General features: G+C 57.8%; 11 protein-coding genes. 3 read left to right on the top strand and 8 right to left on the bottom strand.

Features of this window, described 5'->3' with window-relative positions; genetic code table 11:
• Positions 1-23: 23 nt before the first annotated feature.
• The 5 genes from kdsB to NH461_RS05875 form a co-directional block, all read right to left on the bottom strand.
• Positions 24-770, bottom strand: coding sequence for a 3-deoxy-manno-octulosonate cytidylyltransferase (gene kdsB / locus NH461_RS05895; RefSeq protein WP_261602323.1), 747 nt, complete (start codon positions 768-770; stop codon positions 24-26).
• Entirely contained in the window at positions 770-949 is a 180-nt protein-coding gene (locus tag NH461_RS05890; RefSeq protein WP_255390053.1) for a Trm112 family protein, read from the bottom strand. The genes kdsB and NH461_RS05890 overlap by 1 nt, the downstream gene beginning before the upstream one ends.
• Positions 930-1,946 (bottom strand): tetraacyldisaccharide 4'-kinase, encoded by a 1,017-nt coding sequence (gene lpxK, locus NH461_RS05885; protein WP_261602322.1) that lies wholly within the window; start codon positions 1,944-1,946, stop codon positions 930-932. Before lpxK ends, NH461_RS05890 begins: the two co-directional genes overlap by 20 nt.
• A complete protein-coding gene (gene msbA, locus NH461_RS05880) occupies positions 1,946-3,703 on the bottom strand; it encodes a lipid A ABC transporter ATP-binding protein/permease MsbA (RefSeq protein WP_261602321.1) in 1,758 nt (585 codons plus the stop codon). Before msbA ends, lpxK begins: the two co-directional genes overlap by 1 nt.
• A gap of 92 nt (positions 3,704-3,795) precedes the next feature.
• A complete protein-coding gene (locus NH461_RS05875) occupies positions 3,796-6,177 on the bottom strand; it encodes a DNA internalization-related competence protein ComEC/Rec2 (protein WP_261602320.1) in 2,382 nt (793 codons plus the stop codon).
• Positions 6,178-6,209: 32 nt separating this feature from the next.
• On the opposite strand from NH461_RS05875, the gene NH461_RS05870 reads away from it, so the two are divergent.
• The gene (locus tag NH461_RS05870; protein WP_261602319.1) at positions 6,210-6,719 is read left to right on the top strand and encodes a DUF2062 domain-containing protein; all 510 of its coding nucleotides are present in this window, start codon (positions 6,210-6,212) and stop codon (positions 6,717-6,719) included.
• A gap of 208 nt (positions 6,720-6,927) precedes the next feature.
• Here NH461_RS05870 and lolE read toward each other — a convergent pair whose 3' ends face one another.
• The 3 genes from lolE to lolC are packed head-to-tail and all read right to left on the bottom strand — an operon-like array spanning position 6,928 to position 10,062.
• A complete protein-coding gene (lolE, locus tag NH461_RS05865; protein WP_261602318.1) occupies positions 6,928-8,172 on the bottom strand; it encodes a lipoprotein-releasing ABC transporter permease subunit LolE in 1,245 nt (414 codons plus the stop codon).
• Positions 8,172-8,861 (bottom strand): lipoprotein-releasing ABC transporter ATP-binding protein LolD, encoded by a 690-nt coding sequence (gene lolD / locus NH461_RS05860; RefSeq protein WP_261602317.1) that lies wholly within the window; start codon positions 8,859-8,861, stop codon positions 8,172-8,174. The genes lolE and lolD overlap by 1 nt, the downstream gene beginning before the upstream one ends.
• Entirely contained in the window at positions 8,854-10,062 is a 1,209-nt protein-coding gene (lolC, locus tag NH461_RS05855) for a lipoprotein-releasing ABC transporter permease subunit LolC (RefSeq protein ID WP_261602316.1), read from the bottom strand. Before lolC ends, lolD begins: the two co-directional genes overlap by 8 nt.
• 187 nt (positions 10,063-10,249) lie before the next feature.
• Between lolC and NH461_RS05850 the strand changes: the two genes are divergently transcribed.
• Both NH461_RS05850 and mfd read left to right on the top strand, forming a co-directional pair.
• Positions 10,250-10,822, top strand: coding sequence for a PilZ domain-containing protein (locus NH461_RS05850; protein WP_261602315.1), 573 nt, complete (start codon positions 10,250-10,252; stop codon positions 10,820-10,822).
• 4 nt (positions 10,823-10,826) lie between these two features.
• Entirely contained in the window at positions 10,827-14,282 is a 3,456-nt protein-coding gene (gene mfd / locus NH461_RS05845) for a transcription-repair coupling factor (protein WP_261602314.1), read from the top strand.
• Positions 14,283-14,289: the final 7 nt, after the last annotated feature.

Below are 14,289 nucleotides of genomic sequence, written 5' to 3'. Positions count from 1 at the left end.
ATATGATGTCCCTTACAGGAATATCAGCCAATCAGCTGGCGGACCTTCTCCAGATCTTCCGGCGTATCAACGCCTGCAGGCGGCGCATCAATCGCGACTTCAACATGGATTTTCTCGCCGTACCACAGCACCCGAAGTTGCTCCAGCGCTTCGATTTTCTCCAGCGCACTCGGCTCCCAGTTGATGTAGGTATTGATAAACCCGGCACGATAGGCATAGATCCCGATATGGCGCATCAGGTTATGGTGAATTTCCTGCGGCCGCTTGGCGTAATTGTCGCGATCCCAAGGGATCGAGGCCCGACTGAAATACATCGCATAGCCGTCTTTATTGGTGACGACTTTAACCGCGTTGGGATTAAATACTTCATCGGCATGATCAATTTCGACCGCCAGCGTCGCCATCGGCGCGTCGCTGCGGGCCAGATTATCCGCGACCTGGCGAATGATGGTTTCAGGGATCAACGGCTCGTCGCCCTGCACATTCACCACAATCTGATCATCAGCCAGCTGATATTGCTCGACGACCTCAGCCAGACGCTCGGTGCCGGATTCGTGATCGGCGCGGGTCAGGCAGACTTCACCGCCGAAACCTTGAACCACATCGACAATCCGCTGATCATCCGTCGCGACAATCACCTGCTCGGCCCCGGCTTTGCTTGCCTGCTCATAGACCCACTGGATCATCGGCTTCCCGCCGATATCTGCCAGTGGCTTGCCCGGCAAACGGGAAGACTGATAGCGCGCCGGGATAATCACCGTGAAGGCCATTACTTCACCTCATCAGAGCTTAAGGTACGCGCTTCAGGCTCAAGCAGCACTGGGATCCCGTCATTGATCGGATAAGCCAGACGGTCAAACTTGCATACCAGTTCATTCTTGTCTTTATCGTAGTTCAGCTTCCCTTTACAGACCGGGCAGGCCACGATTTCAAGCAGACGATGATCCATATTCTTCCTTTACCTCAATAATCCGGGTCATGATGGCGTCCGCCTCCGGGGCCGAAAGCTCGGCATCCACAGGCAGGTACCACCAGTTTGACTGAGCGAAGCTGTGGCATTTCACCGCATCTTTCTCGGTCATGATAAGATGCTGCCCCTGTCGGGCCAGCTGTGTTAATTCTTGCTCGGAGAAGGCTTGATGATCGGCAAACGGTTGACTCACCACCGGCGTGACCCCCAGCATTTTCAGTGTATGAAAAAATCGCGGCGGATGGCCGATCCCGGCCATGGCAACCACGTCTTGCAACGCCGAAGCCGGACAGCGTTCACCGGTTTTCAGGTTAATCAGCTCGGACGGCTGAAGCGTCATCTGCGCTTCTCCCGGCTGCGCCTGACCACCGTTGCAAATCAGAAAATCCACTTCTGCCAGCCGCGCACAGGACTCCCGCAACGGCCCCAGCGGGATCAGCTGTTCGTTACCGAACCGGCGCTGGCCGTCAATCACCACGATTTCGATATCCCTAGCCAGAGCGTAATGCTGCAGGCCATCATCGGTAATGATGATATCGACATCCTGCGCCAGCAACAGCTCAACCGCTTCAGCCCGCTTGGGCGACACCGCCACCGGCACCCCGGTGCGGCGATGGATCAACACCGGCTCATCACCAGCTTCTGCCGTCGGCGTCCCGTCGGTCACCGGATACGGATAATACGGCGCCTTGGCCCCATAACCGCGCGATACCACGCCGGGTTTGAACCCTCTGGCCTTGAGTTGCTCCACCAGCCAGACCACCACCGGGGTTTTACCGTTGCCCCCGGCAGTAATATTACCGACCACCACCACCGGCACCGGCGCGCGATATGCTGGCTTCCGGCCGCTTTGATACTGGCGGCGACGGCGACGACTGATCCAGCCGAACACCTGGCTCAGCGGCCAGAGCAAAGGTTTGAGCACCACCCCGAGCGGATGCTGCTCAAACCAGATTTTTTCAACCCAATTCGCCATTATTCACCAAACTGGATCCGGTGCAGCTGGGCATAAGCACCGTCCAGCGCCAGCAGGTCGGCATGCACGCCACGTTCAATGATTTCACCCTCATCAACCACCAGGATTTGATCCGCATTTTCAATCGTCGATAAGCGGTGGGCTATCACCAATACGGTGCGGTCTTTTTGCAGCTCATCCAGCGCGGCCTGAATGGCACGCTCTGATTCGGTATCCAACGCTGAGGTTGCTTCATCAAGGATCAATACCGGCGCATCACGCAGCAAGGCACGGGCAATCGCCAGACGCTGGCGCTGACCGCCGGACAGGCTGACGCCGTTTTCCCCAATCATGGTGTCCAGGCCATGCTCCATGCCTTCAATAAAGTCCATCGCATAAGCCAGCTTCGCTGCCCGTTCGATTTCTTCCCGGCTGTATTCATTCTCGCAGGCATACGCAATATTGTTGGCGATGGTGTCGTTAAACAAGTGAACATTCTGCGACACCACGGCCACCTGCTGACGCAGGTTCGCCAGCTTGTAATCCTGTAACTCATGACCATCGATGGTGATTTTGCCCGAGTCAATGTCGTAGAAACGGGTCAACAGGTTGGCAATGGTACTCTTGCCCGAACCGGAACGACCAACCAATGCCAGGGTCTGACCGGCCGGCAGCGAGAAGCTGACATGGCGCAGTGCCGGTGCGTCCTTGGTTGGATAGGTAAAGGTGACATCCTTCACTTCAATGTCCCCTTTCACACGCTTCGGCGCATAGGTACCGTGATCTTTTTCCGTTTCCAGCTCCATCAGACCAAACAGGGTCTGACAAGCCGCCATACCACGCTGGAATTGAGAGGTCACATTGGTCAGCGCCTTGAGCGGGCGCATCAGGCCGAACATCGAACTGAAGACCAGGGCAAAGGTCCCCGGGGTCAACTCATTACGCAGCGTCTCGGTATTGGCCAGCACCAGCACCACCACCAAGGCCATCGAAGCAATCACCTGGATCACCGGGTTGGCAATCGCCTGAGCCGACACCAGCTTCATGGTCTGCTGGCGCATCACATTACTGACCTGCTCAAAACGCTCTTTTTCGACCTGCTGACCACCGTAACTCAGCACCACTTTATGCCCTTTCAGCATCTGCTCAGCTGAGGCCGTGACCGAGCCCATGGCATCTTGCATATTCTTGGAAATTTTACGAAAACGCTTCGAAACGACCCGGATACTCACCGCTACGATCGGCGCAATCACCAGCAAAATCGCCGACAGCTGCCAACTGTTCCAGAACATCAGCCCCATCAGCGCGACGATCATCGCCCCTTCCCGTACCAGGCTGACCAAAGCGCCACTGGTGGCCGCAGCCACCTGTTCGGAATCATAGGTGATCCGTGACAGCAGTTTGCCCGAGGATTCTTCATCGAAAAAACCAACCGGCATGTGCATAAAATGATTAAACATCTGGCGACGCAGCCGCATCACCACATTCCCCGACACCCAGGACAGACAATAAGTGGAAATAAACCCGCTGACGCCACGCATGATCATCAGCCCCAGCAGATAGAAAGGCATCATTGCCAGAAAATTTGATTCCAGGGCATCCAGCCCCCCGAAGCTTTCATCCATCAGTGGCTTAATCATCGAGAGCATCAGGGCATCACTGGCAGCACTGATAATCAACGCGACCACGGCCACGGCAAGCCCGGATTTATACAGGCTGATGGATGGCCAAAGCCGCTTAAACGTATCCCAAGTGGATTGATCTGTTGCTTGTGTCATGAAAACCGGTTTTTCTTGAAGTCAATTCGCCACATTCTACTCGCTTCAAGCCGATGCACCAAATAAGTTCCGACCCGGTGGATCAGCGCCGCTCAGTTTTTAAACACCTGTTCCCGCAATTGATTCGGCGAAACAGGCTCAGGGGGCTCTGGTGAACTCCCGGATCCCACCGCCCGAAACCAGCCTCCGCGCACATCCTGACGATAGCGGGTGATCGCAATGACGCCCTGATCAATCTGTGCCGTGACTTGTCCGTGCGCTGCGGTATTGAGCCACTGCGCTCCCTGATCAAGGTAACGCTGACGCACCGTCGGAGACGGCAACTGCCAGGGACTGTAGCGCGCCGCAGAAACCAGTGCGAAGTCCGGCTGCATGGTCGCCAGCCAGGTCGCGGTTGAGGAAGTCTTACTGCCGTGATGCGGCACCAGCAGAATATCCGGTTTGAGCGACGGCTCCAGCCGGGCAAGCAACAGCTCCGAAATGGCATCAATATCCCCGGTCAACAACACCGACACCGGCGACTCGGGAGACAACGCCGCGTCCTGAATTTCAATCACGCAAGAATGCGGATTGGCTGCCCGGGCCACCCGTTTCGGTGGCCACAGCACCCGAAAATCCAGTTGCTGCCATTGCCATGCCTCGCCCCGTACACACGGCGCAAAGCCCGCCCGGTGATCACTGCTGCGCCGCCATATCGGCTGAAGTCGAGACAGCACATCCGCTACCCCACCGGCGTGATCGCTGTCGGCGTGGCTGAGGATCAGACCATCCAGCCGGGTGATGCCGTCACGGCGCAGCACCGGCTCAATCACCGCGTTGGCGATACTGCCCTGCTCCCAGCGATTGCCGGTGTCATACAGCACCGCCCGGCCATTGCGCCGGATCAACAGCGCCAATCCATGACCGACATCCAGCATATCCACCTGCCAAGCCGCCGCTGATACCGACGAGCGCAAAGGACTATCCCGACCCGGCCTGCCATACCAGCCGGCCATCACCAGTGCCACCACCAGAAACCAGGCTTTGTGACGACGGATGGGGACAAACCACATCACCACCAGGAGAAAGATGCCACCCAGCAGATACACCATGCCCCGGGTCGGGATATCCCACCAGGCACCTTCCGCCTGCGCCGCGAGTGCCAACACCGGCACCAGAGAGCGATCGGCCAGCCACCACAGCGCGCCGGAGACCGTCGGCAACCACAAGGTAGCCAGCGCGGCCAAGACCAGCGGCACCGTCACCAGGCTGACCCAGGGTACGGCCAGAAAATTCACCACCGGCGCGACCAGCGAGATCCCCCCGAACCACTGCCATTGCACCGGTAACATCAGCAACAACAGCACGCCCTGCATCAAAGCCAGGGATTTGAACCGACCGAGCAAGGTCTGAAACCGGGTCGGCTGGCTGACTGGACGGGGCTGAACCCCGGCAAGGTTGGCACAATAGAGAACCCAGACGGCTGCAAAGGAGAGCCAAAATCCGGCGCCGTAGGAGCCCAACGGGTTCAGAACCAAACACAAAACCAGAGCCACCAGCATCACCTGCCAGCCCGGCCACTGCACCCGAAAACGAATAAGCCCCAACACCAGCAGGCATGTCAGAAGTGCCCGTTGGGTCGGCAAACTGAATCCGGCCAGCCAGGCGTAACTAAAGGCAAGCAGCAACGCCAGCCACATCGGTAACCACAGCAGCCGGGGATGTTCCGGACTCAGGCCACGGATCACCCGCCCCAGCCACCAGCCGCACCCGACCGCCAGGCCGATATGTAAGCCGGAGATCGCCATCAGGTGCGCCAGCCCGCTGTCGCGCAGGATCAGCCAGTCCTGACGGGTCAGGCCATCGCGAAATCCGAAACTCAGAGCCAGCAAGTAAGGTTGATAATTCAGGGCCTGGGTCAGAGCGGTGACCTGATCGAACAGTTGCTGACGCCACGCCGGCGGCGCTGTCGCAGCGAGCGGTTGCGCCTGAATCACCAGCCCCCGCCCATGCAGTCCGTGCGCCAAAAAATACCGCTCGGCATCAAAACCAGCCTGATTGACCCGGCCATATGGCCGCTTGAGCCGTACCTCCAGTTGCCAACGTTGGCCTAGTTTGAGCGGGGGCGCTTGCGGCCATTCCAGCCGCACCCGGAGTCTTGTTCCCAGCGGCAATGGCTGATGATCGAAAGTATCCAGCGTGAACTCGACATCGCGAATAGGGATATTTTGATTTAATAGGCTACTAACTTCGCCAGCTATGGTAATATTCTGACGCTCAAGGGGGATCATCTCGACAGCTTCAAGATAAGCCGTTGCGCCTGTTTTTGCGATCAGCGCGCCGACAACCACCCAGCTTATCCATTTGAACCGCCCAACGGATGAAATAAAACCACCTATCATTAAGGCTGTCACAAACCAGAGATATCCTGGAACCTGCGGCCAGAAATGAAGCGATAATATCCCTGCTGCAATACCGGCTAAGGCTTGGTTCATAACCGTATTGCCATAATCACAACTGAAATAAAATGCCAAGACAAGTTATAAGACGTTTCTTGCCAAGCCATGACGTGATCAAGCGCCAGAAAGCGCTGAAGATTTTCGGAAATGTGCTTTACAACCCAAACCTGTGGTGCCTCAACCGGCGTTCTGCGTCGGGGGCGTTTGCTGTTGGCCTGTTTATGGCGTTCGTCCCGTTGCCCAGCCAGATGATCATGGCGGCCGGACTGGCGATTCTGTTCAGTGTCAATCTGCCACTGTCGGTCTGTCTGGTTTGGGTCAGTAATCCGGTGACCATGCCGGTGCTGTTCTATGGCGCTTACAAGCTCGGTGCCTGGCTGATGAATGCTCCCCACCAACCTTTTCATTTCGAACTTTCCTGGGAGTTTCTGCTGCACCAAATGAGCCAAATCGGACCTCCGTTCCTGCTGGGCTGTACGGTCAGTGGCATAGCCTGTGCCCTGGTCGGCTACTTCGGGATCCGTGGCCTGTGGCGCTATTCCGTAGTACGCAGCTGGAATCGCCGCCGGTTCCGCTAACCTGGGTTCCAGTCATAAAAAAACCTCGCCCATGCGAGGTTTTTTTATGGCCGCGATTGAAATCTCAGACAAGTCGTTCTTTAGTTTCCGTCCCCTGAGCTGAGAGTTATCCCGTTATAGCGGGTATTCCATCACACGCGATACACAATGGTGCGTGAATTGCCTCGCATCGCTACGTCACTCACAGCGATGCGGTGCCGTCTCAAATCTATTTCGCACTCAACACCTGGGCCGGTTGCAAGCGGCTGGCACGTCTGGCCGGATACCAGGTCGCCAGCAGACTCAGTGCTATCGCCGTCACGGCCACAATCACCACATCCTGCAACGCCAGCTCAGTCGGCAGAAAATCAACGAAATAGATATCGCCGGACAAAAACTGGTGTCCCAAGACCGTCTCCAGCCCTTTCAGCATAGTCGTCAGATTCAGTGCCACCAGCGACCCCAAGAGAGAGCCCACGCCGCTGCCGACCACCCCGGAGAGCAGGCCATGCCAGATAAAGATCGCCTTCACCAGCCCGTCACCGGCGCCCATGGTCCGGAGAATTGCGATATCAGCCGCACGGTCCTTCACTGCCATCATCAGGGTGGAAACAATATTGAAACAGGCAACGCCAATCACCAGCACCATGACCAGATACATAATGGTCCGGACCATCTGAATATCCCGGTACAGGTAGCCGTATTTCTGATTCCAGCTCTTAAGATAAACATATACCGGCAGGGTAAAGCCCACTTCCCGGACAACCGCTTGCGCTTCCAGCACCTGGTCGACATTGAGTGAAATCCCGGAGATCCCCTCGCCCATCGATAAATACTGCTGGGCATCCGCCAGTGGGATCAGCGCCAGATTGTGATCAAGTTGTCCCCCCAGGGCCAGCAACCCGACAACCTGCAGCCGGATTCGATGCGGCGCCTTGAGCTGCAGCGCCGGATCCGGATTCGGGATCATCGCCGTGATCCAATCCCCCTCGGTGATCCCCAGTTGATCCGCAATGCCCTGGCCCAGGATGACCTGCTTCTGGCCGGCCGTCAGCTGATCCCAGGCTCCATTCCGGACGAAATTCGGCAGTGCACTGACCTTGCGCTCCTGCGCCGGTTTCACCCCACGCACTTCGACCGCTTTGAGGTTGGTGCCTTTTTCAAGCAAGGCGGTAAAACGAATGTAAGGCGCAGCAGCCGTCACCCGTGGATGCGATTCCACGGTTTCCAGAATTGGCTGCCACTCGGTAAACGGCGGCTGAACGGCTTCCAGCTCCCCATGCGGGATGACGGCCAGCACGCGATTTTGCAACTCGCGCTCAAAGCCGTTCATGGCTGACAGACCGATAATGATCACAGCAACCCCGACGGCAATCCCCAGCATGGAAGAGACCGAAATAAACGACACCATCCGGTTGCGCTGTTTGGCCCGGCTGAACCGGCTGCCGATGAACAGAGAAAGCGGTCGGAACATCAGGCCACCTCGACTTGGGTCAACACGCCATCTTGCATGCTCATACAACGATCCAGCTTGCCGGCCAGCTCATTGTCGTGGGTCACCACCAGAAACGCCGTGCCGGACTCCTGATTCAGCTTGCGCATCAAATCGTAAATCTCCAGCGCGGTTTTATGATCCAGGTTCCCCGTCGGCTCATCGGCCAGCACAATCGCCGGATCATTGACCAGCGCCCGGGCGATCGCCACCCGCTGACGCTCCCCGCCGCTGAGCTCTGCCGGGCGATGTTCAAAGCGGTGTTTCAGCCCGACCTGCTCCAGCATATTTTCCGCTTTCGCCCGGGCTTTTTCCGCCGCCAGCCCGCCAATCAGCAGTGGCATCGCGACATTTTCCACCGCACTGAAATCCGCCAGCAGGTGGTGGAACTGATAGACAAAGCCCAGCTCCCGGTTGCGGATTTTCGCCTGCTTGCCCGAACTCATGGCATTGAGCTTCTGGCCCTTGAAAAACACATCGCCGCTGGTCGGCTCATCCAGCGCGCCCAACAAGTGCAGCAGCGTACTTTTACCGGAGCCGGACGCCCCGACAATCCCGACCAGCTCACCGGCATTGATGGCAAACCCGACGTCTTTCAGCACTTCCGTTTCGAGTTGCGCCTCGCGATACACCTTGCGCAGGGCGTGACAAACCAATAGTGAATTACTCATAACGTAAGGCCTCAGCAGGACGTACAGATGCTGCACGATAAGAAGGAAACACAGTGGCCAGCAAGCTCAGGACAATTGCCCCGACAACCACAATAACAATTTGCATCGGTTTGACGACCACCGGCAGGGAGCCGCCGACCATCAGCAACTGAACGCCGAGCACCGACAGCACCGTATTCAGATTCAACGCCAGCAACGTGCCCAGCACGCCACCGGCAACAGCGCCAATCACCCCGCTGCTGGCCCCCTGGACGATAAAGACCAGTAACACCTGACGGCTGGTCATGCCCTGGGTTTTGAGAATGGCGACCTCTGCCTGCTTCTCCATCACCACCATGATCAGCGCGGAAATGATATTAAAAGCCGCCACCCCGATGATCAGCCCCAGCATCAGGCCCATCATGTTCTTTTCCATTTTCACCGCCTGGAACAACTCGCCCAATTGCTGGCGCCAGTCAGACCACATCCACTCATGCGGTAGCGGCTGCTCGGCCAGCTCGGTGACGACAAAGGGATCATCGACAAACAAGCGCCAGCCGGTCATTTCATTCGATTTGTAGCGCAGCAAGCGCCCGGCGTCGGTGATATTGGTCAGCAGCAGTTGTTTGTCGACATCAGAACTGGCGTTAAAAATGCCTTCCACCACAAAATTGCGCTGGCTCGGGATCCGGCCAATCGGCGTGTACTGGCTGGCACTGGTGACCATCAGGCGCACTTTGTCACCCACCTTCACCCCCAGCTCGCCGGCCAGTGACTGACCCATAATGACCCGGTAACTCCCCGGCGTCAGGTTCGACAGCTTGCCCTGGGTCAGATGATAACCGAGCGGCTCATAAGCATTGGGATCGATGCCCAGCAGCATCCCGGCGGACAGCGACGCCGCACTCTGCACAATGGTCTCACTGCGGGTCAGCGGCATCACCATCGAGACATACGGCAAGGTCGTCAGGGCTGCCGGTGGCGCCGGTTCGCGAACCATGCGGCCGTCTGGCTGGGAGATCACCGCCTGGGGCATCACCCCGAGGATGCGCGACTTCAGTTGCTGCTCGAAGCCATTCATCACCGACAGTACCGTCACCAGGGCCAAGACCCCGATGGTGATCCCGGCGGTGGACATATAAGAGACAAAGCGGCTGAAGCGATCCCCAGAGCGCCCCCGCAGGTACCGCAAGCCAATAAAAAATGAGACTGGATGAAACATAAACCGAGTCGATACCATCCTGTTGTAAACTGCCAGCAAGAATAACCGTTGCCGGACGGGATTACCATCCGGAGGCGAAAACTGGCGAGAAAACAGCAGGTAAAATGAACACTGCACCGCCCTTTGCTTGCTCGATGACCACGGGTAAGTGATAATCGAAGAATAGTAATCATGACGTGAGTATGACATGAACCAGGACGAGTATTTTTCAGTCCACGCCGGGCTAACCATCAATGTCGAACGACTCGCTGACGGGGAATCCCTGCCCGACGAGTCAGCGTTCCTCCTGGAGATCCCGCCCCTGTTTCGTGTCGCCAGTGAATGCTCCGGTTTCGAAGAAGGCATTGAGCAGTCTCTCGGCAAACTGGCCCAGAAAGACAATCAACTGCTGTTGGACTATCTCAAAGCGCAGAACAACAAAATTAACCTGTTGCTCTCCTTTGTCCTGTCGCAACAAGACAACCCGGCACTGCGCTATACCACCGAGACTTTCGGCGCCAGCCAACTTACTTTTACCGCGACCCAGCCTTTTCAGGTCGGCCGTTATACCCGGGTAAAGCTATTCTTAGACAAGCCGTCTGCGGCAGTGTACTGCTATGCCGAGGTGACGGACTGCCGGGAAAAAGGCGATGCGTTTGAAATCACACTGAAATATATTCGTTTGCAGGAAGATGATCAGGATCTGCTGATCCGCGCCGCCCTGTATGTTCAGCAAAAACTCCTGCGCCAGCGCGCGCAACAGCGAACCGAAAACCAATAAGCTCATGAAACCAAACCAACTCCTTTCGCTCCCCCTGCCCGGTAAGCCAGGGGATAACCGATTTATCGGCAATGTTTCCGGTGCCGCGCTGGCTTTATCGCTTGCCGAGCTGGCCCAGGCGCATCCAGGCCCCGTGCTGGCGGTCGTTCCGGACACCCAAACGGCCTTACGACTCCAGCCGGAAGTCAGCCAGTTCACCGATCTTGACGTCGGTGTCTTCCCGGACTGGGAAACCCTGCCCTACGACAACTTTTCGCCGCATCAGGACATTATTTCTGATCGTCTGGCCCGGTTGTATAGGCTGCCGACGCAAACCGACGGGATCCTCCTGGTCCCGATCAGCACCCTGCTTCAACGACTGACGCCGCGCGAGTTTATTCACCAGCACGCCCTGATGGTCCGCAACGGCGATCGCCTGTCGCTTGAGAAACTGCGCATGCAGCTTGAAGCTGCCGGCTACCGCCATGTCGATCAGGTGATGGAGCACGGCGAATATGCCAGCCGGGGCTCGCTGCTGGATCTGTTCCCGATGGGTAGCAGCCAGCCGTACCGGATTGACTTTTTTGATGACGAAGTCGATTCCATCCGCCAGTTTGAGCCGGAAACCCAGCGCTCCACCGGAGAGATCGACCAGATCCACCTGCTCCCGGCCCACGAATTCCCGACCGACGACCTAGCGGTGGAGAATTTCCGCATGCGCTGGCGCGAGCGCTTTGAAGCCCGTCGCGAGCCGGAATCCATTTACCAGCAGGTCAGCAAACGCACCTGGCCGGCTGGCATCGAATACTGGCAGCCGCTGTTCTTCGAGCAAACCGAAACCCTGTTCGACTACCTGCCGGACGCCAGCCTGCTGCTGACCATCGGCGAGCTGGAACCAGCCGTCGATCACTTCCTCAGCGACGCCGCCTATCGCTATGAGCAGCGCCGGGTCGATCCGCTGCGCCCGCTGCTCAACCCGTCTGAGCTGTGGCTGACCAAAGAAGAGATGTTCGCCGGCTTTAATCCACTGCCACAGGTGCGACTACGCCGTGAGCCGGAACCCGACAAAGCCGGGCGGTTCAACCCGGCACTGACGCCGGTGCCGTCGCTGACGATCAATCATCAGTTGAAGGAGCCACTGGCCGAACTTCGCCGCTTTGCAGAACAATTTGACGGGAAAATCGTGTTCTCGGTCGCCTCTGAAGGTCGCCGGGAAGCCCTGCTGGATCTGCTGGCCCGGATCAAACTGCGGCCGCGGGTCTGCCACAGCCTGGTTGACGCCGTTGCCGCTGCGGACAAGTTCACCCTGATCATTGGTGCCGCCGAACAAGGCTTTATGCTTGCCGAGCCGGCCCTGGCCCTGATCTGTGAAAGCGACTTGCTCGGTGAACGTGTGGTCCAGCGCCGTCGCCGCGATGACAAGAAAGTCATCAACACCGATACCATTATCCGCAACCTGGCTGAGCTGAAAATCGGCCAGCCGGTGGTCCACCTCGAACATGGCATCGGCCGGTATCAGGGCCTGCAAACCCTGGAAGCCGGCGGCCTGAAAACCGAATACGTAACACTGGAATACCAGGGCGGTGCCAAGCTGTACGTCCCGGTGGCATCGCTGCACCTGATCAGCCGCTACTCCGGCGGTGCAGAAGACACGGCCCCGATCCACAAGCTGGGCGGCGAAACCTGGGCCAAGGCCCGCAAGAAAGCGGCCGAGAAAGTGCGCGACGTTGCCGCCGAGCTGCTCGATGTCTATGCCAAACGCGAAATGAAACCGGGCTTTAAGTTCACCCTGGATCGCGAAGCCTATGCCGACTTCTGCACCGGCTTCCCGTTCGAAGAGACCCACGATCAGGCACTGGCAATCAACGCCGTACTGTCAGATATGTGTCAGGCCAAAGCCATGGACCGCCTGGTGTGCGGCGATGTCGGCTTCGGCAAAACCGAAGTGGCGATGCGGGCTGCGTTTGTGGCGGTCGACAACAACAAACAGGTTACGGTGCTGGTGCCGACCACCCTGCTGGCCCAGCAACACTTCGAGAACTTCCGCGACCGCTTCGCCAACACCCCGGTGCGGGTCGAGGTGCTGTCGCGCTTTAAAACCGCCAAAGAGCAGAAACAAATTCTGGCCGATGTCGCCGACGGCAAGATCGATATTCTGATCGGTACCCACAAGCTGCTCAACGCCTCGGTGAAGTACCAGGATCTCGGCCTGCTGATTGTCGATGAGGAGCACCGCTTCGGGGTGCGCCAGAAAGAGAAGATCAAGTCGCTGCGGGCGGATGTCGATATCCTGACCCTCACCGCAACGCCGATCCCGCGGACCCTGAATATGGCCATGAGCGGGATGCGGGACCTGTCGATTATCGCGACGCCGCCGTCACGCCGCCTGGCGATCAAGACCTTTGTCCGCGAGCACGAAGACATGCTGGTGCGCGAAGCGGCGCTGCGGGAAATTATGCGCGGCGGCCAGGTGTACTTCCTCCACAATGATGTCGATTCGATTGAAAAGACCGCCGAGGATTTGGCCAAACTGATCCCCGAAGCCCGGATCACCTTTGCCCACGGCCAGATGCGCGAGCGCGAGCTGGAGAAGATCATGAGTGATTTCTACCACCAGCGTTTCAACCTGCTGGTCTGCACCACGATCATCGAAACCGGGATCGACGTCCCGACAGCCAATACCATTATCATCAACCGTGCCGATCATCTCGGTCTGGCCCAGTTGCACCAGTTGCGCGGCCGGGTCGGCCGGTCGCATCACCAGGCTTACGCCTATATGCTGACCCCACATCCGAAGCGGATGACCAAAGATGCCGTCAAACGCCTCGAAGCCATCGCTTCGCTCGAAGATCTGGGTGCCGGGTTTACCCTGGCAACCCATGACCTGGAAATTCGCGGTGCCGGGGAACTGCTGGGCGATGAGCAAAGCGGTCAAATCCAATCGGTTGGCTTTACGCTGTTTATGGAAATGCTGGAGCAGGCGGTCGAGGCACTCAAAGCCGGCAAAGAGCCGTCGCTCGATGATTTGCTGCGCGAGCAGACGGAAGTGGAGCTGCGCCTGCCGGCGTTGCTGCCGGATGATTACATTCCGGACATCAACACCCGCCTGTCGCTCTACAAGCGCATTGCCAGTGCCGACAATGACACTGCCCTGGGCGAGCTGAAAGTCGAGCTGATCGACCGGTTCGGCCTGTTGCCGGATGCGGCCAGCAACCTGCTGATCCTCAACAAACTTAAGCTCAAAGCGGCGGACATCGGGGTGCGCCGGATTGAAGCCGGTGACAAGGGCGGCTATATCGAATTTGCCCAAAATGCGTCAATCGATCCGGGTTTCCTGGTCAGTCTGCTACAATCGCAACCGCAGCATTACCGGATGGAAGGCCCGACCAAACTGAAAATGATGGCGCCGATGAGCGGCAAAGACAAGCGCATTGAATATGTTGACGGCCTTTTAACAAAGCTGGCTGAAAACACTCTATAATAGAAGC

Source organism: Photobacterium sp. TY1-4 (assembly GCF_025398175.1).
Classification (GTDB): domain Bacteria; phylum Pseudomonadota; class Gammaproteobacteria; order Enterobacterales; family Vibrionaceae; genus Photobacterium.
This window is presented reverse-complemented; position numbering and strand designations above follow the sequence as displayed.